Source organism: Microbacterium sp. ET2 (assembly GCF_030347395.1).
GTDB lineage: Bacteria > Actinomycetota > Actinomycetes > Actinomycetales > Microbacteriaceae > Microbacterium > Microbacterium albipurpureum.
In genome coordinates this window covers 49,931-67,292 of the sequence record NZ_CP128170.1, presented here as the reverse complement: position 1 = coordinate 67,292, position 17,362 = coordinate 49,931, and the positions used below count along the sequence as shown (strand labels likewise).

The following is a 17,362-nucleotide window of genomic DNA, read 5'->3' as shown; positions in this document are numbered from 1 at the left end:
CGCCAGGGGTTACCGTCTTACCGTGCCATCCGCTGACCCCGCGCTCGAGCCGCGCCTCCCGGGCGACGCCGAGGGTCGACGCAGCCGTCGCGCACAGCACTCACCCGAGCACGCCGAGCCCACTCGATTCCTCCCGCACGTGCAGGGTCTGCGCGCCATCGCGGTGCTGTGCGTGGTGCTCTACCACTTCTGGCCGGGCCGCTTCCCCGGCGGCTACATCGGCGTGGACATCTTCTTCGTCATCTCGGGCTTCCTCATCACCTCCCACCTGATGCGCGAGCTCACCGCGACCGGCACCGTGCGCCTCGGACAGTTCTGGGCGCGACGAGCACGGCGGCTGCTGCCCGCGTCCCTTCTCGTGCTGCTCTTCTGCGCGCTGGTCGCGATGACGCCGTACCTGACCCCGACCTCGGCGCTGCCGAACGAAGTGCGCGAGATCCTCGCGTCGACCTTCTACGTCGAGAACTGGTACCTCGCGATCACATCCGCGGACTACCTCAACAACGGCGGCGATCCCACCACCGTCCAGCACTACTGGTCGCTCTCGCTCGAGGAGCAGTTCTACGTCATCTGGCCGCTGCTGATGCTCCTCGCCGCGTGGGCCGCGGTGAAGTGGGCGCGCGGCGCGGTCCGCCGCAGCGTGGTCGCGGTGCTGGCGGTCGTCTCCGCAGCATCCTTCGTCTTCTGCGTCGTGTACACCATCACAGACCCGGCGCCGGCGTACTTCGTGACCTTCGGCCGGATGTGGCAGTTCGGCGTCGGCGCCCTCATCGCACTCGTGCCGCTGCTGCGCCTGCGCTCCGCGGGGGCGAGCTTCGTGGCGGGCTGGGTGGGGGTCGTGGCCCTGGTCTGGGCGACCTTCGCCTACGACGGACAGACGCCTTTCCCCGGGTACGCCGCCCTCGTGCCGACGCTCGGCGCCGGACTCATCATCGCGGCGTCGAACACCGACCGCTGGTGGTACCCGACCCGCGTGCTGTCCCTTCGGCCCGCGCAGTTCATCGGCGGAATCTCCTACTCCCTGTACCTCTGGCACTGGCCGCTGATCATCATCGCGCCATCGGTGCCGTTCTGGGGACTGACGATCTACCACCGCGTCGCCCTGCTCGTCCTCTGCTTCGTGCTCGCGTGGCTGACGAAGACCCTCGTCGAGGATCCCTTCCGCAGCTGGAAAGTGCTGACCTCCCGTCCGCCACGGGTCACCCTGTGGGCGTCGCTGGTGGCGATGATCCTGGTGGCGAGCACCGCGGGTGCCGCGTGGGCGGTGAACGCTCCCGCCTACAACGCCGGCGTGCGGGCCTTGGCGGAACTCCGGGAGAGTCCGCCGGAGTGCTTCGGCGCGGCAGCTGTTCTCGATCCGGCCTGCGACGACGCCGCCGCGCCCGAGACGATCCTGCCCGCACCGGGCTTCGCGGGGGCGGACCGACCATCCGATGATCAGTGCTTCGTGCAGCTGAACGATTCGCGCCCGGTCTCGTGCGAGTTCGGGTCCGATGCCGATGACGCCCCGCGCGTGGCGCTCATCGGCGACAGCCACGCCTTCCAGCTCCTGCCCACATTCGAGCGGATGGCCGAGCGCAACGGCTGGCACCTGACGACGTTCTTCAAGGGGGCGTGCCCCTGGAACACCACACCGCTGTCGACGCCGGGCGCCTTCGGCGCGGCGTGCACCGACTGGCGCGAGGGCGTGAGCTCCGCTCTCGCCGATCGGGACGTCGATGTCGTCTTCACCTCCGCGCTCGCCACGACCCCGTACGCGTCGGACGGCTTCGACTCGTCGCGCGAGGCCGCTGTCGCGGGCTACCGCGAGGCGTGGAGCGAGATGATCGACCGCGGCACCCCCGTCGTGACGGTGGTGGACAACCCCGTGTGGGAGACCGATCCGAACAAGTGTCTGCGCACGCGTGACGCCGCCGAGTGCAACGGTGGGCGCGCCGACGTTCTCGTCGCGGACGATCCGTTGCGCGAGGCAGCGGAGGGGATGGCCGGGGTCACCCTGCTGGACTTCACCGACGTGTTCTGCGACGACGAGGTGTGCAGGCCCGTCGTGGGGGGAGCGAACGTCTACCGCGACCAGGACCACCTGACGGTCACCTTCGCCGACACCCTCGAGCCTTGGTACGAGGCGGCCATCCGCGACGCGCTCGCCGCTCGCTGATCCCGCGCCGCCGGACGTCTAGGCTCCCGGCATGAGCATCGACCCCGCAGCATCCGTCCTCTCCCTCCGCGACCGTCGTCCGTCGCTCCATGATTCGGCCTTCCTCGCCGCGGGCGCGCGGGTGGTCGGCGACGTGACCCTGGGCGAGGGGGCGAGCGTCTGGTACAACGCCGTGGTGCGCGGCGACAGTGCCTCCATCAGCATCGGCCCGGGGAGCAATCTGCAGGACAACGTCTCGGTGCACGTCGACGCCGATCACCCGGTCGTGGTCGGTGCGAACGTGTCGGTCGGTCACAACGCGGTCGTCCACGGCTGCTCGATCGGCGACGGCTCGCTCATCGGAATGGGAAGCGTTGTGCTCTCGGGTGCGCAGATCGGCGCGGGCTGCCTCGTGGCCGCCGGAGCCGTCGTGCTGCAGGGCACGGTGGTGCCGCCCGGGTCGCTCGTGGCGGGCGTACCGGCGAAGGTGCGTCGGCCGCTCACCGAGGAGGAGCGCGAGGGCATCCGTCAGAACGCGGCGATCTACCTTCGGCATCTGGCGACACACGGGGAGGCCGAATCGATGGGGTGACGCGGCCTCGAAAGGCCATGGAGGGGATGACGGGAATCGAACCCGCACCATCAGTTTGGAAGACTGAGGCTCTACCATTGAGCTACATCCCCGCGGCGGACTGATCCGCAGCCTGTCCAGTGTAATGGACGCGAGAGGCGCCGCCTGACGATGAGGCTTCGGGGAGTGTCGGCTAGACTGCAACAGGCCCGATCGGCGCACGCATGCGTGCGCACCCGCCCGGGGCGTAGCTCAGCTTGGTAGAGCGCCCGCTTTGGGAGCGGGAGGCCGCAGGTTCAAATCCTGTCGCCCCGACATTCGGCCCCCCATCACGAAGACCTACGCCCACGCGTCCGCGTGCGGTGGCAGACGAGGAGAGACACAAGGCATGGTCACCACCACCGTCGAGAAGCTGAGCCCGACTCGCGTGAAGCTCCGCATCGCGGTCAGCCCGGAAGAGCTGAAGCCCAGCATCACCCACGCCTACGAGCACATCGCCCAGGACGTGCAGATCCCCGGGTTCCGCAAGGGCAAGGTGCCCGCACCGATCATCGACCAGCGCGTCGGTCGCACCGCGGTGCTCGAGCACGCCGTGAGCGAAGGGCTCGACGCGTTCTACCGCGAGGCCGTCACCGCCAGCGAGATCCGCGTCATGGGCCGCCCCAGCGCCGACGTCGTGGAGTGGCCTGACGCCAAGGACTTCAGCGGCGACCTGCTGGTCGACGTCGAGGTCGACGTTCGTCCCGAGTTCGACCTTCCCGCGTTCGAGGGCACGACCATCGAGGTCGACGCCGTCGAGGTCGACGAGACCGCGGTGGACGCAGAGCTGGACAAGCTGCGCTCGCGCTTCGGCACCCTGGTGACCGTGGACCGTCCGGCCGCTACCGGTGACTTCGTCGAGCTCGACCTCGTCGCCACGATCGACGGCCACGAGGTCGACCGGGCCGAGGGCGTGTCATACGAGGTCGGCTCCGGCGAGCTGCTCGAAGGCATCGACGAGGCCGTGGACTCGCTGACCGCAGGTGAGGAGACGACCTTCCGCTCCACCCTGATCGGTGGCGACAATGCCGGCCAGGAGGCCGAGGTCGCGGTGACGGTCAAGGCGGTCAAGGAGCGGGAGCTTCCCGAGGCCGATGACGACTTCGCCCAGATGGCGTCGGAGTTCGACACGATCGCCGAGCTGCGTGACAGCCTGCGCGAGCGTGCCGGCGAGCAGTCGGTGTTCACCCAGGGGTCTGCAGCCCGCGACAAGCTCGTCGAGACTCTGCTCGCCGGCGCCGAGATCCCCGTGCCCCAGCAGCTCATCGAGGACGAGGTGCACAACCACCTCGAGGGCGAAGGCCGTCTCGAGGACGACGTCCACCGCGCCGAGGTCACCGAGGCCAGCGAGAAGCAGTTCCGCACCCAGATGGTGCTGGACGCCGTCGTGGAGAAATACGAGGTGCAGGTCTCGCAGGAAGAGCTCACCCAGTACCTCATCCAGTCCTCTGCGCAGTACGGCATGTCGCCGCAGGACTTCATCAACGCCCTGCAGCAGGGCAACCAGCTTCCGGCCATGGTCGGCGAGGTCGCCCGCAACAAGGCCCTCGCGGTCGCCCTCGGCAAGGTCACCGTCGTCGACACCAACGGCAAGACCGTCGACCTGACCGGCTTCGTCGCGCTCGAGGACGACGAGACCGCCGAGGACGAGGTGGTCGAAGAGGCTGAGGAGATCGCGGATGCCGCCGCCGACGCCGACGAGGTCATCGCAGCCGAGGAGGCCGAGGCTCCCAAGAAGCCCGCTCGCAAGAGCCGGGCGAAGAAGGCCGACGCCGCCGAGTAAGCGCACGCGCCGACTGATGAGAGGGACGGATGCCGCGGCATCCGTCCCTCTCTCGTCCCCGCTTCACGGGAGCGCCTGCCGGTACGACGCGCGCGATCTGCCGACGGCGAACACGGGCGGGGTGCGAATCGCGCGCCGGTAGATTCGAGGACACGACCACGGAAACAGGAGTACACATGGCCGAACCACTTGTCGCCACGAGCGTCTTCGACAGACTGCTCAAGGACCGCATCATCTGGCTGGGGTCGGAGGTGCGTGACGAGAACGCCAACGAGATCTGCGCGAAGATCCTTCTTCTCGCCGCGGAGGACTCCGAGAAGGACATCTACCTCTACATCAACTCGCCCGGCGGCTCGATCACGGCCGGCATGGCGATCTACGACACCATGCAGTTCGTGCCCAACGACATCGTCACGGTCGGCATCGGCATGGCCGCCTCGATGGGCCAGCTGCTCCTGACGGCGGGCACGAAGGGCAAGCGCTACATCACACCCAACGCCCGCGTCCTGCTGCACCAGCCCCACGGTGGCTTCGGCGGCACGGCGAGCGACATCCAGACGCAGGCGCAGCTGATCCTCGACATGAAGAAGCGCCTCGCCGAGATCACGGCGAAGCAGACGGGCAAGACGGTCGAGCAGATCAATGCCGACGGTGACCGGGACCGGTGGTTCGGTGCGGAAGAGGCGCTCGAGTACGGCTTCGTCGACCACATCCGCGAGTCCGCCACGGACGTCGTCGGTGGCGGCGGAACCGCCACCGACAGCTGAGCTCGACGGCGAAAGAGAGAGAAGTAGGAATGCAGACCCCCACCTTCGGAGGCGCCCCGTCGGCGCCGCAGGGCCTTCAGATGCCCGGCAGCCGCTACGTCCTGCCCCAGTTCGAAGAGCGCACGGCGTACGGCTACAAGCGTCAGGACCCGTACAACAAGCTCTTCGAGGATCGTGTGATCTTCCTCGGCGTCCAGGTCGACGACGCGTCGGCCGATGACGTCATGGCCCAGCTCCTCGTGCTCGAGAGCCAGGATCCCGACCGGGACATCGTGATGTACATCAATTCGCCCGGCGGGTCGTTCACGGCCATGACGGCGATCTACGACACGATGCAGTACGTCTCGCCGCAGATCCAGACGGTCGTGCTCGGTCAGGCGGCGTCGGCCGCGGCCGTCCTGCTCGCGGCGGGTGCACCGGGCAAGCGCCTGGCCCTGCCCAATGCCCGGATCCTCATCCACCAGCCGGCGATGGGCGAGGCGGGCCACGGCCAGGCCTCCGACATCGAGATCCAGGCCGCGGAGATCATGCGGATGCGCACGTGGCTCGAGCAGACCCTTGCAGCCCACTCGAACAAGTCCATCGACGAGGTGAACAAGGACATCGACCGCGACAAGATCCTCTCGGCGGAGGATGCCGTGGCCTACGGCCTGGTCGACCAGGTCCTCACCACGCGCAAGCGAACGGCGGGAGCGCCGGCGCTGACCCGCTGAGCAACCGACGATGACGCCCCCGCGCTCCCGCGACGGGGGCGTCATCGCGTTCGCACCGACTCAATCCCCGCGCATGTCCCCAGCAGAGGTTAGGCTCGACGGAGACGACGGGGGAGGCAACCCCGAGGCGACGAAGAGGAGCCGTGATGGCACGCATCGGTGAAAGCGCCGACCTGTTCAAGTGCTCTTTCTGCGGGAAGAGCCAGAAGCAGGTGCAACAGCTGATCGCCGGCCCTGGTGTGTACATCTGCGACGAGTGCGTCGAGCTGTGCAACGAGATCATCGAAGAGCGGATGGCCGAGTCCTCGACCGGTGTCGTCTCGGAATTCGACCTCCCCAAGCCCCGGGAGATCTTCTCCTTCCTCGAGGAGTACGTCGTCGGTCAGGAAGACGCCAAGCGCGCGCTGTCGGTCGCGGTGTACAACCACTACAAGCGCGTGCGTGCCCAGGGCACCCTGCAGCCCGCCGAGCAGCGCGCCGATGAGGTCGAGATTGCCAAGAGCAACATCCTGCTGCTCGGTCCGACCGGCTGTGGCAAGACCTACCTCGCCCAGACCCTCGCGAAACGACTGAACGTTCCGTTTGCGGTGGCCGACGCCACCGCCCTCACGGAGGCCGGTTACGTCGGCGAAGACGTCGAGAACATCCTGCTGAAGCTCCTGCAGGCAGCCGACTTCGACACCAAGCGGGCAGAGACCGGCATCATCTACATCGATGAGGTCGACAAGATCGCGCGCAAGGCCGAGAACCCCTCGATCACACGCGATGTCTCCGGTGAGGGCGTGCAGCAGGCGCTGCTGAAGATCCTCGAGGGAACGGTGGCATCCGTCCCCCCGCAGGGCGGTCGCAAGCACCCGCATCAGGAGTTCATCCAGATCGACACGACGAATGTGCTGTTCATCGTCGCGGGCGCCTTCGCGGGGCTCGAGGACATCATCTCCTCCCGTGTCGGCAAGCACGGCGTCGGCTTCGGCGCACCACTGCACAGCAAGGGCCAGGATCTGAACCTCTTCAGCGAGGTGCGTCCAGAGGATCTGCACAAGTTCGGGCTCATCCCCGAGTTCATCGGCCGGCTCCCGGTCGTGGCCTCGGTGAACCCCCTGGATCAGGCGGCTCTGATGGAGATCCTGACCGAGCCCAAGAACGCACTCGTCAAGCAGTACCAGCGCATGTTCGAGCTGGACGGTGTGTCGCTGGAGTTCGACGCGGAGGCCCTCCAGGCGATCGCCGACCTGGCCGTGGAACGAAAGACGGGAGCGCGCGGTCTGCGCGCGATCCTGGAGGACGTGCTCGGGCCGATCATGTTCGAGATCCCGTCGAGCGAGGATGTCGACAAGGTCATCGTGACGCGGGCCGCCGTCGAAGAGCGCGCCGCGCCGACCTTCGTGCTGCGCGAGAAGCGCAAGAGCGCCTGACCGCGGAGGTCGTTGTCCGAGGTGCCGCGTACCGTCGCGGTATGAGTGCACCCACACCCTTCGCGATCGAGATTCCCGACGACGTCCTCGATGACCTGCGAGATCGTCTCGGACGTACACGCCTGCTCCCCGACTCGCCACGTGCACCGCGAGCGGGCATCACGGCCGGGTACCTCGCCGATCTGGTAGCTTCGTGGCGCGTGTGGGACTGGCGTGCGCACGAAGCCCGCCTCAACAGTTTCCCCCAGTTCCTGGTCGACATGGAGGACACCACACTCCACTTCGTGCACCTCCGGTCGGATCGAGTCGACGCGCCCGCGCTGCTCGTCATGCACGGCTGGCCGCACACCTTCGCGCTGCAACTCGACTTCGCCGAGCTGCTTCCCGACTTCCACGTCGTCGTCCCGAGCCTGCCGGGTTTCGCCTTCTCCCGTCCGTACGCGACGGGACCGATGACCGAGCATCGCCTGGCCTCGACCATGCATACCCTGATGACCGAGGTCCTCGGCTACAAGACGTATCTCACGTACGGCGAGGATGTGTCTGCGAACGTCAATGATCTCCTCGCTGCCACACGCGCACAGGTCGTCGGCGGCGTGGTGGCGACGCATGCCCACTTTCCGACGGGTCGCGAGCGCGACAGTCTCGATGACCCGAGCGAGCGGGCGTTCTTCGATCGGCTCGCGCGCGATCACGAGCTGCACGGCGCGTACGGACACGTTCAGGCCACCCGGCCCGACACGCTCGCCGTCGCTCTCAACGACTCGCCGGCGGGGCTCCTCGCCTGGCTCTGCGAGAAACTCGTGGAGTGGAGCGACACGCCCGAGGGCGACCCGAGCCTCGTGGAGAGGAGGATCAGTCGGGACCGGATCCTCACGGAGGCGATGATCTACTGGGTGTCCCAGAGCATCGGCACATCGTTCCGTCCGTACTACGAGGGGGCCGATCAGCCGGACACGATCCCGCCGGTGCGCGTGCCGGCTGCCGTTCACATCCAGCGTCACGAGGCCGACTATCCCGAATCGCTCGCACGACGCTTCTACCGGGATCTCCGGGTCTTCGAGCGGCTCACCGAGGGCGGGCACTTCACGGTCGCGGAGGTCCCCCAAGACATGGCTGTGCGGGTGCGGAGCTTCGCGCGTAGCCTGGACCTCGTCCCCTAGTTCCTGCGCGGATCCGCAGCGACCTCAGACGTCGAGGCCGCGGCGGCGGAGAAGCGGGGCGATCTCGGCATCCCGGCCGCGGAAGTCGCGGTAGGCCTCCAGCGGATCCTTCGACCCGCCGACTCCCAGCAGCCGCTGTCGGAACCGATCGCCGTTCTCACGGGTAAGCCCGCCGTTCTCGCGGAACCATTCGACGGTGTCGGCGTCGAGCACCTCGCTCCAGATGTAGGAGTAGTACCCGGCGCTGTAGCCGCCGGAGAACACGTGGGCGAAGTAGGTGGACGAGTAGCGCGTCGGGACGGCAGGGTTGTCGAGGCCGATCTCGGCCAGGGCGCCGGTCTCGAAGCTCGCGACATCGAGGTCCGCCCCTGCCTCTTCGGGCCCCAGACGATGCCACGCCTGATCGATCCAGGACGCGGCCAGGTACTCGCTGGTCGAGAAGCCCTGGTTGAAGGCCTCGGACGCGTGGAGCCTCGCGACGACCTCTGCGGGCAGCGGCTCGTCGGTGTCGACATGCCGGGCGTAGGTGCTGAGGATCTCCGGCCAGTAGATCCACATCTCATTGACCTGGCTCGGAAACTCCACGAAATCGCGGAACACGTTGGTCCCGCCGAGGGACGGGTAGGTCACGGTGGCGAAAAGACCGTGGAGGGCGTGGCCGAACTCGTGGAAGAGCGTGGTGACCTCGTCGAGGGTGAGAAGCGTCGGCTGGCCGGGGGAGGGCTGGGGCACGTTGAGGTTGTTCACCACCACGGCCGCCGTTTCCCGCAGCCGCGACTGCACCGCGATCGAGTTCATCCACGCGCCGCCGCGCTTGGTGTCGCGGGTGTAGAGATCGAGGATGTAGAGCCCGACCGGGGTGCCGTCGGCATCGTGGACTTCGAACACCCTCGCCTCCGGGTGGTAGGCGGGAAGGTCGGGCCGCTCGGTGAGGCTCACGCCGTAGAGCTCGGCGGCCGCTCGGAACACGCCGTCCTTCAGAACGCGCTCCGCCTCGAACCACGGTCGAAGCGCCGCACGGTCGAGGTCGTACTCCGCTTCGCGCACGCGCTCGGTGAAGAAGGCCCAGTCGTGCGCGGCGAGCGGAAACGTTTCGCCGGACGCGTCGATGACGCGCTGCAGCGCCTCCTGCTCCTTCCGCGCGTTGCGGGCAGCCGGCTCTGCCAGCCGGAACAGCAGTTCGCGGACGGCCTCGGGAGAGCCGGCGGTCTCATCCGCGGTGACGTACGCGGCGTGGGACTCGTATCCGAGGAGCTGAGCGCGCTCGGCACGCAGGCGCACGATCTCGCGCAGCACACCGGTGTTGTCGTTCGCGTTTCCGCGAGAGCCGCGTGACCGTGATGCGGCCATGATGCGGCGGCGGCTCTCGCGGTCTGTCAGGCTCGAGAGATACGGATGGCCCGTGAACAGCGTGAGGGTGACGACGTACTTCCCCTCCATGCCCCGGTCTGCGGCGGCCCGAGCGGCCGCGGACAGCTCGCCCTCGGTGAGTCCGTCGAGCTCGGACTCGTCGTCGAAGACGACGGCGAGCTCGTTGGTGTCTGCCAGAAGGTTCTTCTCGAACGTCGTCGTGAGGGTCGACAGCCGCTGATTCAGCTGCGTCAGACGTTCCTTCGCGTCGTCTCCCAGTGCAGCGCCGGCGTGGGTCATCTCCCGGTAGCGCCGTTCGACGAGATACCGGTCCTCAGGCGACAGATCGCTGCTCTCGCGGCTGTCGTACACATGACGCACGCGTGCGTAGAGCGCGGGATCGAGCTGGATGGCGTCCTGATGCGCCGCCATGAGCGGAGCGAGCTCCTCCTCCACAGCTTGGATGTCCTCGGTGGCGTCGGCGGAGGACACGGTATAGAAGGTGCGCGCGACGTCACCGAGAAGATGACCCGATTCCTCCAGCGCGACAAGCGTGTTCTGGAAGGTCGCGTCAGAGGGGTCCGCTGCGATCCGGGCGACCTCGTCGCGATGCGCCGCGAACGCGGTGCGGAACGCGGGGAGGTAGTCGGCCGTCACCACCCGGCGGTATTCGGGCAATCCGTAGGGCAGGGATGAGGGCTCGAGCAGCGGGTTGGCATCCGTCATATCTCCACCCTAAGCGAGGCGGCTCAGCGTGCAACCACTCCTTTGCAAAGTGACCCTTGCAAAGATTCCTTTGCATAGCTACGCTGAACGTATGAGCACCCACGACGAGCCCGAGCCCGAGTCGGACATCGCGGCGCGGGTCGAGGTCCACCACGCCAACGATCGGGTGCTCGACGCGCCGGCGCTTCGTGCTCTCGCCCATCCGCTGCGCGTCAAGATCTACGACATCCTCAGCCAGTACGGACCGCAGACGGCGAGTTCCCTCGCAGAGCGCCTCGGGGAGTCGACGGGATCGACGAGCTACCACCTCCGAGCGCTTGCCAGGCAGGATCTGATTCGCGAGCGACCCGGGCAGGGGTCGGGGCGCGAGCGCTGGTGGGAGCGGCCCGCGGGCGGGATCACGATGAGTGCAGCGGGGGCGGCGAAGACGCCGGCGGCCCGCGCGGTCACGCAGTTGGTGACCGGCGAGTTCTTCCGGCTTCGTCAGCAGGCACTTCTCGACTTCCACGATCAGGCGATCGGCGAAGAGGATGACCAGTGGCAGGACGCCAGCCTCATCTCCACCGCCACGGCGCGTCTGACGCCCGCTCAAAGCGCCGAGCTCACCCATCGCATCATGGCCGTCATCGACGAGACCGTCGAGCGCTATCGCAACCAGGAAGGCGAGGACGTGCGACCCGTCACGATCCGCGCCGACGTCTTTCCGCTTCCCGAAATCGGAGGTGTCTCATGACGACTTTCACCACCCCCGCACCTGCGACCACCGGCATCGAGCGTCTGATCCTGGTCGCCGCCGACGCCGCCCGGGGCGCAGTGGCACGCCGCGTCCGACGTCGTGACGACGTCGTCGGTCGGCGAAGCGCCGCCGTGCTCACCGACGCGGTCGACCGTCGTCAGCGGGCGGTCGCGCGCGGCGCGATCGGCCTCTTCCCGGGCTGACCCGGTGACCGACACCAGGTCCGAGATCGTCCCCGACCTCGGACCGGCGCCCCCGCGGCGCCCGCCCCTCGGCCGGGACTTCGGTCGACTGTGGACCGCAGCGGCGTTCAGCAACCTGGCCGATGGGCTCGGCCGCACCGCGGTGCCGCTTATCGCGACGACGCTGACGACAGACCCGCTCGCGATCGCCGCCATCGGCGCCTTGGCGTTTTTGCCCTGGCTGGTGTTCGGCCTCCCGGCCGGCATGCTGGTGGACCGCCTCGACCGGCGCGTCATCATGGCCGCGGCGAATACCCTCCGCGGTGGTGCCGCGGTCGCTCTCGCCCTCCTCACCGTCACCGATCAGCTGACGGTCTGGGCATTGTTGGCGGGCGTGCTGGTGTTCGGACTGGGGGAGACCCTGTTCGACAACGCCACGAATGCCGTCATCCCCGCGCTCGTGCCGCGCGGAGGTCTCGATCGCGCCAATGGTCGCGTGCAGGCTGCGCAGATCACCATCGACAGTTTCCTGGCGCAACCGGTGGCGGGCGTGCTCTTCGCCGTGTCCTTGGCTTCACCGCTCTGGCTCGGCGCGTTCGGATATCTGGTGCCGATCGTCCTCGCGCTGCTCCTGCCCGTCGCCGCCGCACGACCCCGCCGAGCGCCAGACGACACTCCTTCCGCCACCCCGATCTCCACGCGAACGGCCCTGGCATACCTGTGGCGGCATCGCTACCTCCGTGCCCTGGTGATCTTCACCTCCGTCGTGGGGTCGGCCTTCTCCTTCGCGCAGGCGGCGACGATCCTGTATTTCCTCGACACCCAGGGCGTCCCGCCGGCCGCGATCGGGTTCGTGACCGCCGGCATCGGAGTCGGTGCCCTCGCAGGTTCCCTCCTCGCGCCGCTCCTGGTCGACAGGTTCGGTCGCGGCGCCGTGATGCTCAGCGCGAACGTCCTGGCCGCGGTGAGCCTGGCGCTCGTGGCGGCGGCCCCGGGGGTCGTCCTCGCTGTGGTCTTCTACGGCCTCATGGCCTTCGCCGTGTCCTCCTGGAACGTTCCCTGGGGGGCCCTCCGACAGCTGATGGTTCCCGGTGACATCTTCGGGCGCGTCCTCGGCGTCATCCGCAGCCTCACATGGGGACTGTTCCCGATCGCCACACTCGCCGGCGGGCTCGTCGCGCGCGTGGATTTGCGGCTGCCGTACATCATCGCCGCGGGGGTGACACTGGCTGCGACCGCGGTGGCCACGCGTCTCCTCCTCGCAGCGAGCCGGCAGACCGGCCCCTCACCTCTGAGGACGTACGCCGGCGCGGAGGCGGCTCAGCCGAATTCGTCCTGGGCGTCGTGACGCACCACCGCGGCTCCGTCCGCGTCGAGCTCGACGATCACACCGCTGTCGAGTTCTGCGATCGGCCGCCCCTCCAGCCACGTCAACGTCCACCGCGGGCGCGGACCGGCCGCGCCCATCGTGGCGTCGACAGAACGAACGGCCGCGGCGACCGCGGGCGGCACCGATGCGGGCGGCTCGTCTCCGGACGTCCATCGCGTTCCCAGCTGCATGTCAGGCCTCCTCGGCGAAGCGGATGTCGGTCACAGCGGTGTCAGCGCCGTCGACGTAGTGGATCTCGGCGACCCGGCCCACCGCCTTCAGATCCCCCTCCGCGAGGCGTAGGAGGTCTCGGGTCTCGGCTGGTGCGGATATCGTGAGCTCCGCGACGGGCGTCTTCTGCGACACCTTCGCCTCGGTCTTCGCACGACGGATACCGATGAGGGCGGTGCCGACGGCCACCAGCACCCGGGGGTCACCGTCGGTCGACTGCGGCTGCGGCCACGAGGTGATGTGGATGGACTCTTCGTTGAACCACGACCACGCCTCCTCGGTCGCGAAGGAGAGCACAGGAGCGAACAGTCGCAGCAGGGTGGACAGGGCCAGGCGCAACGACAGAGCGGCCGAGGCGCCGCCGACGTCGGTACGGTCGTAGGCGCGCTCCTTCACCAGTTCGAGGTAATCGTCGCAGAACGTCCAGAAGAACGATTCCGTGAGCTCGAGGGCGCGGGCATGGTCGTAGACCTCCCATGCTGCGGTGGCTTCACTCACGACGGCGTCGAGGGTCGACAGCATGCTCGCATCCAACGCGTGCGTGATGGTGGCATCCTCGGGCACCGGGAAGGAGAGCACGAACTTCGCGGCATTGAGGATCTTGATCGCCAGGCGCCTGCCGATCTTGATCTGCGTGGGGTTCTGCGGATCGAAAGCGGCGTCGGTGCCCAGCCTGCTGGACGCCGCCCAGTACCGGACGGCGTCGGACCCGTGCTGGGCGAGGATGTCGGCGGGAGTGACGACATTGCCCTTGGACTTGGACATCTTCTTGCGGTCCGGGTCGACGATGAAGCCCGAGATCGCGGCCGTCCGCCAGGGCGACCGGCCATCTTCCAGGGCGCTGCGCAGCATGGTGGAGAACAGCCAGGTGCGGATGATGTCCTGACCCTGCGGGCGCAGGTCGAACGGCGCGACCAGATCCCACAGCTCGGGATCGCGCTCCCAGCCGCCTGCGAGCTGGGGAGTCAGAGACGAGGTGGCCCAGGTGTCGAAGATGTCCTGCTCGCCCTCGAAACCTCCGGGCACGCCCCGCTGGTCGGCGGTGAAGCCGGTGGGGACGTCGATCGTCGGGTCCACGGGCAGCTGGCCGACCTCGGGCACGATCACCCGGTCGTAGTCGCGGTTGCCGTCGGCATCCAGTCCGTACCAGACGGGGATCGGCACACCGAAGAACCGCTGGCGTGACACCAGCCAGTCACCCGTGAGTCCATTGGTCCAGTTCTCGTACCTGACACGCATGAAGTCGGGGTGCCAGTTCAGCTCTCGACCGAGCGAGATCAGCCGGTCTCGCAGCGCCGCGTCGCGCGCGCCGTTGCGGACGTACCACTGGCGGGTCGAGACGATCTCCAGCGGGCGATCGCCCTTCTCGTAGAACTTCACCGGGTGCGTGAACGGCCGCGGCTCGCCGATGAGCTCTCCCGACTCCTGCAGGAGCTCGACGATGCGCTTCTTGGCGCTGAAGACCGTCTTGCCGGCCAGCTCGGCATACGCAGACACGCCTGTCTCCGACGTGATGACCTCGGGTGCATCGGCGACCACCCGACCGTCCTGGCCGAGGATCGTGCGGTTGGGCAGGTCGAGCTCGCGCCACCAGATGATGTCCGTCACGTCGCCGAAGGTGCAGATCATCGCGATACCCGAACCCTTGTCGGGCTGGGCGAGCGGGTGGGAGAGCACCGGAACCTCGACGTCGAACAGCGGCGTGCGCACCGTTGTGCCGAACACATCGCGGTAGCGCTCATCGTCGGGGTGCGCCACGAGCGCGACGCAGGCGGGAAGGAGTTCGGGCCGCGTGGTCTCGATGTGGATGTCGCCACTGCCGTCGGTGCGATGGAAGGCGACCCGGTGGTAGGCGGCCGGCTGCTCGCGATCCTCGAGCTCGGCCTGCGCGATGGCCGAGCGGAAGTCGATGTCCCACAGGGTCGGGGCGAGGGCCTGATACGCCTCGCCCCGCTCGATGTTCCGGAGGAACGCCAGTTGACTGGTGCGCATCGTCTCGTCGGAGATCGTGCGGTAGGTCTGGCTCCAGTCCACGCTCAGACCGAGGCTTCGCCACAGCGCCTCGAAGTGCTTCTCATCCTCGACGGTGAGCTTCTCGCACAGTTCGATGAAGTTGCGACGGCTGATCGGGATCTGATCGGCCGCACGCGACGACTTGTTGTCACCGCCTTCGTACGGCGGAGTGAATTCGGGATCGTAGGCGAGGGTCGGATCGCACCGCACCCCGTAGTAGTTCTGCACACGTCGCTCGGTGGGAAGGCCGTTGTCGTCCCATCCCATGGGATAGAAGACGACCTTGCCCCGCATCCGCTCGTAGCGGACCTTCACGTCGGTGTGGGTGTAGCTGAAGACGTGGCCGATGTGCAGGCTCCCCGAAGCGGTGGGGGGCGGAGTGTCGATGCTGTAGACGCCGTCGCGCCCCACTTCGGCGGCGCGGAGCCTGTCGAAGGCGTAGGTTCCCGCCGCGGTCCACCGTTCGTCCCAGGTCTTCTCCAGCCCTTCGAGTGCGGGCTTGTCGGGAATGGTGGCCATGGTGTCTCCTCGGCGCTATGTGCGGCACTGTGTGAGCGTGCCTGAGTGTGGGTCCGCCCGATTCTATCGGGCGGACCCACGGGGAGTTCTTCTCACCCGGCGGCGACGAGGTCGGGCACCGGCTCGCTCTCGGCGGGCCGGCGGGTGATCAACGCCCCCGCTGCCAGGGCGGCGACGAGTGTGACCGCCGACATCGCCGCCAGGATGACGCCCGGATGCCACCAGGCGAACGCGGTGGCCTGCCCGATCGTCAGCGTGACATAGGGCACGAACCCGCTGACTGTCGCGGCGAGGGCGTACGCGAACGACAGCGCCGAGTAGCGGAATCGGTCGGGGAACAGGTCGTTCATGAGCCCGCCGAGGGCAGCCCACGACATGGTCGGGAGGATGCCGCCGATGATCATCGTCGCCACGAGGATCGGGAACGACGAGAACTGCAGGAGGAAGTACATCGGGAAGGTGATGAGGAGCGTGCCGAGCGCTCCGGCGGCGACGACGCGCGCCGACCCGATGCGGGTCGCCCAGGCGCCGAAGAGCGGGATGGTGATCAGCTGCAGCAGACCGCCGACGGTCGTCGCGACGAGCAGATCCTGGTAGCTGAATCCGAGTTCGGTCGTGCCGTAGTTGATCGTGTACGTGTTCATCAGAGAGTAGGAGCCGATGCCGAGGAGGGCGGCGCCGATGGCGATCACCAGAGTCCCAGGCCGCTGACGCAGCATCGACAGCACCGGTGTCCGATCGCGGCGACCTTCGGCGACGAGGCCCTCGAACACCGGGGTCTCGGAGATCGACCACCGCAGATACAGCGACACGAGCAGCAGCGGGAGGGCGAGGAGGAAGGGGATTCGCCAGCCCCACGCCGCGAGCTCTTCTGCGGGGAGGACGAAGGTGAGCACGATGAACAGCGTCGCCGACAGGATCGAGCCGACGGGTGATCCCAGCTGCGGGATCGCGGCGTAGAAGGCGCGCTTGACCGGCGACGAGTGCTCGGTGGCGATGAGGATCGATCCGCCCCACTCGCCACCCAGGGAGAGCCCCTGCGCGATGCGGAGCGTGACGAGCAGCACCGCCCCGAGCCATCCGGCCTGGGCATAGGTGGGCAGGAGCCCGATCAGTCCGGTCGCCACCCCCATGACGCCGACCGTCCACAGCAGGGTCGTCCGTCGCCCGAGACGGTCACCCAGGTAGCCGAAGATCAGCGCACCGACCGGGCGGACGACGAAGGCCACCGCGATGGTGAGGAAGGACAGCGCCGTGCCGCCGACAGAGCCGAGGGGCTCGAAGAACAGCGGCCCGACGAAGAACGCCGAGAAGTAGGCGAAGAGGTAGAAGTCGAACGATTCGAGCGAGGTTCCGACCATGGACGCCCACGCCACGCGGCGCGTGGGGGAGCGGTCGAGGGTGGACGTGGGCACGGGGGGAACGGAGGGCACGGGGGATGATTCTGGCACGAGTCCAGAAACCCGGTCGACTGTCCGGGCATTCCCTGCCGCCCCACGCGGAGGGGAGCGATATGATCGACCTATACGCATCGATCCGGCCATCACCGGGGAGCACTCGGAAGAACGTCCCCACGGGGACCAGTAGAACCGAGCGGGGCAGGCCCGTCACAGCCGCTGTGAGAGAGGCGGGGAGACCCGCAAGCAGG

The 17,362-nt window shown here is 68.0% G+C and carries 14 protein-coding genes and 2 tRNA genes; 11 read left to right on the top strand and 5 right to left on the bottom strand.

What is annotated here, in order from left to right; translation table 11 throughout:
• The first annotated feature begins 22 nt into the window (after positions 1–22).
• Positions 23–2,158, top strand: coding sequence for an acyltransferase family protein (locus QSU92_RS00305; protein WP_289264047.1), 2,136 nt, complete (start codon positions 23–25; stop codon positions 2,156–2,158).
• A gap of 31 nt (positions 2,159–2,189) precedes the next feature.
• Positions 2,190–2,729 carry a gamma carbonic anhydrase family protein gene (locus tag QSU92_RS00300; RefSeq protein ID WP_289264046.1) on the top strand — a complete coding sequence of 180 codons (540 nt, stop codon included), beginning with the start codon at positions 2,190–2,192 and terminating at the stop codon, positions 2,727–2,729.
• Positions 2,730–2,747: 18 nt separating this feature from the next.
• On the opposite strand, the gene QSU92_RS00295 is transcribed toward QSU92_RS00300, so the two are convergent.
• Positions 2,748–2,821, bottom strand: a tRNA-Gly gene (locus tag QSU92_RS00295).
• Positions 2,822–2,949: 128 nt separating this feature from the next.
• On the opposite strand from QSU92_RS00295, the gene QSU92_RS00290 reads away from it, so the two are divergent.
• The 6 genes from QSU92_RS00290 (at position 2,950) to QSU92_RS00265 (ending at position 8,588) form a co-directional block, all read left to right on the top strand.
• A tRNA-Pro gene (locus QSU92_RS00290) sits at positions 2,950–3,023 on the top strand.
• Positions 3,024–3,096: 73 nt separating this feature from the next.
• Positions 3,097–4,530 carry a trigger factor gene (gene tig, locus QSU92_RS00285; RefSeq protein ID WP_289264042.1) on the top strand — a complete coding sequence of 478 codons (1,434 nt, stop codon included), beginning with the start codon at positions 3,097–3,099 and terminating at the stop codon, positions 4,528–4,530.
• 176 nt (positions 4,531–4,706) lie between these two features.
• Positions 4,707–5,297: an ATP-dependent Clp protease proteolytic subunit gene (locus QSU92_RS00280; RefSeq protein ID WP_248243040.1), complete on the top strand. Its 591-nt coding sequence runs from the start codon at positions 4,707–4,709 to the stop codon at positions 5,295–5,297.
• Positions 5,298–5,326: 29 nt separating this feature from the next.
• Positions 5,327–6,010 (top strand): ATP-dependent Clp protease proteolytic subunit, encoded by a 684-nt coding sequence (locus QSU92_RS00275; protein WP_289264038.1) that lies wholly within the window; start codon positions 5,327–5,329, stop codon positions 6,008–6,010.
• Between the two features lie 146 nt (positions 6,011–6,156).
• Positions 6,157–7,425 carry an ATP-dependent Clp protease ATP-binding subunit ClpX gene (gene clpX, locus QSU92_RS00270; protein ID WP_289264036.1) on the top strand — a complete coding sequence of 423 codons (1,269 nt, stop codon included), beginning with the start codon at positions 6,157–6,159 and terminating at the stop codon, positions 7,423–7,425.
• A 41-nt stretch (positions 7,426–7,466) separates the two neighbouring features.
• The gene (locus tag QSU92_RS00265; RefSeq protein WP_289264034.1) at positions 7,467–8,588 is read left to right on the top strand and encodes an epoxide hydrolase family protein; all 1,122 of its coding nucleotides are present in this window, start codon (positions 7,467–7,469) and stop codon (positions 8,586–8,588) included.
• A 24-nt stretch (positions 8,589–8,612) separates the two neighbouring features.
• Here the strand turns inward: QSU92_RS00265 and QSU92_RS00260 are convergent, their stop codons facing one another.
• A complete protein-coding gene (locus QSU92_RS00260) occupies positions 8,613–10,664 on the bottom strand; it encodes a M3 family metallopeptidase (RefSeq protein ID WP_289264032.1) in 2,052 nt (683 codons plus the stop codon).
• A gap of 91 nt (positions 10,665–10,755) precedes the next feature.
• On the opposite strand from QSU92_RS00260, the gene QSU92_RS00255 reads away from it, so the two are divergent.
• Genes QSU92_RS00255 through QSU92_RS00245 form a run of 3 tightly spaced genes read left to right on the top strand, consistent with a single transcriptional unit; the run spans position 10,756 to position 12,930 of the window.
• Positions 10,756–11,397 carry an ArsR/SmtB family transcription factor gene (locus QSU92_RS00255; protein ID WP_289264026.1) on the top strand — a complete coding sequence of 214 codons (642 nt, stop codon included), beginning with the start codon at positions 10,756–10,758 and terminating at the stop codon, positions 11,395–11,397.
• On the top strand, positions 11,394–11,603 hold the full coding sequence (locus QSU92_RS00250; protein ID WP_289264003.1) for a hypothetical protein: 210 nt from the start codon (positions 11,394–11,396) through the stop codon (positions 11,601–11,603). The genes QSU92_RS00255 and QSU92_RS00250 overlap by 4 nt, the downstream gene beginning before the upstream one ends.
• Before the next feature lie 4 nt (positions 11,604–11,607).
• A complete protein-coding gene (locus QSU92_RS00245; protein WP_289264001.1) occupies positions 11,608–12,930 on the top strand; it encodes an MFS transporter in 1,323 nt (440 codons plus the stop codon).
• Here the strand turns inward: QSU92_RS00245 and QSU92_RS00240 are convergent.
• From QSU92_RS00240 to QSU92_RS00230, 3 genes are all read right to left on the bottom strand, one after another.
• Positions 12,903–13,142 (bottom strand): hypothetical protein, encoded by a 240-nt coding sequence (locus tag QSU92_RS00240; RefSeq protein WP_289263999.1) that lies wholly within the window; start codon positions 13,140–13,142, stop codon positions 12,903–12,905. The genes QSU92_RS00245 and QSU92_RS00240 overlap by 28 nt on opposite strands.
• Position 13,143: 1 nt before the next feature.
• Entirely contained in the window at positions 13,144–15,714 is a 2,571-nt protein-coding gene (gene valS / locus QSU92_RS00235) for a valine--tRNA ligase (protein WP_289263998.1), read from the bottom strand.
• A 92-nt stretch (positions 15,715–15,806) separates the two neighbouring features.
• A complete protein-coding gene (locus QSU92_RS00230; RefSeq protein ID WP_289263996.1) occupies positions 15,807–17,129 on the bottom strand; it encodes an MFS transporter in 1,323 nt (440 codons plus the stop codon).
• Between the last annotated feature and the right edge of the window lie 233 nt (positions 17,130–17,362).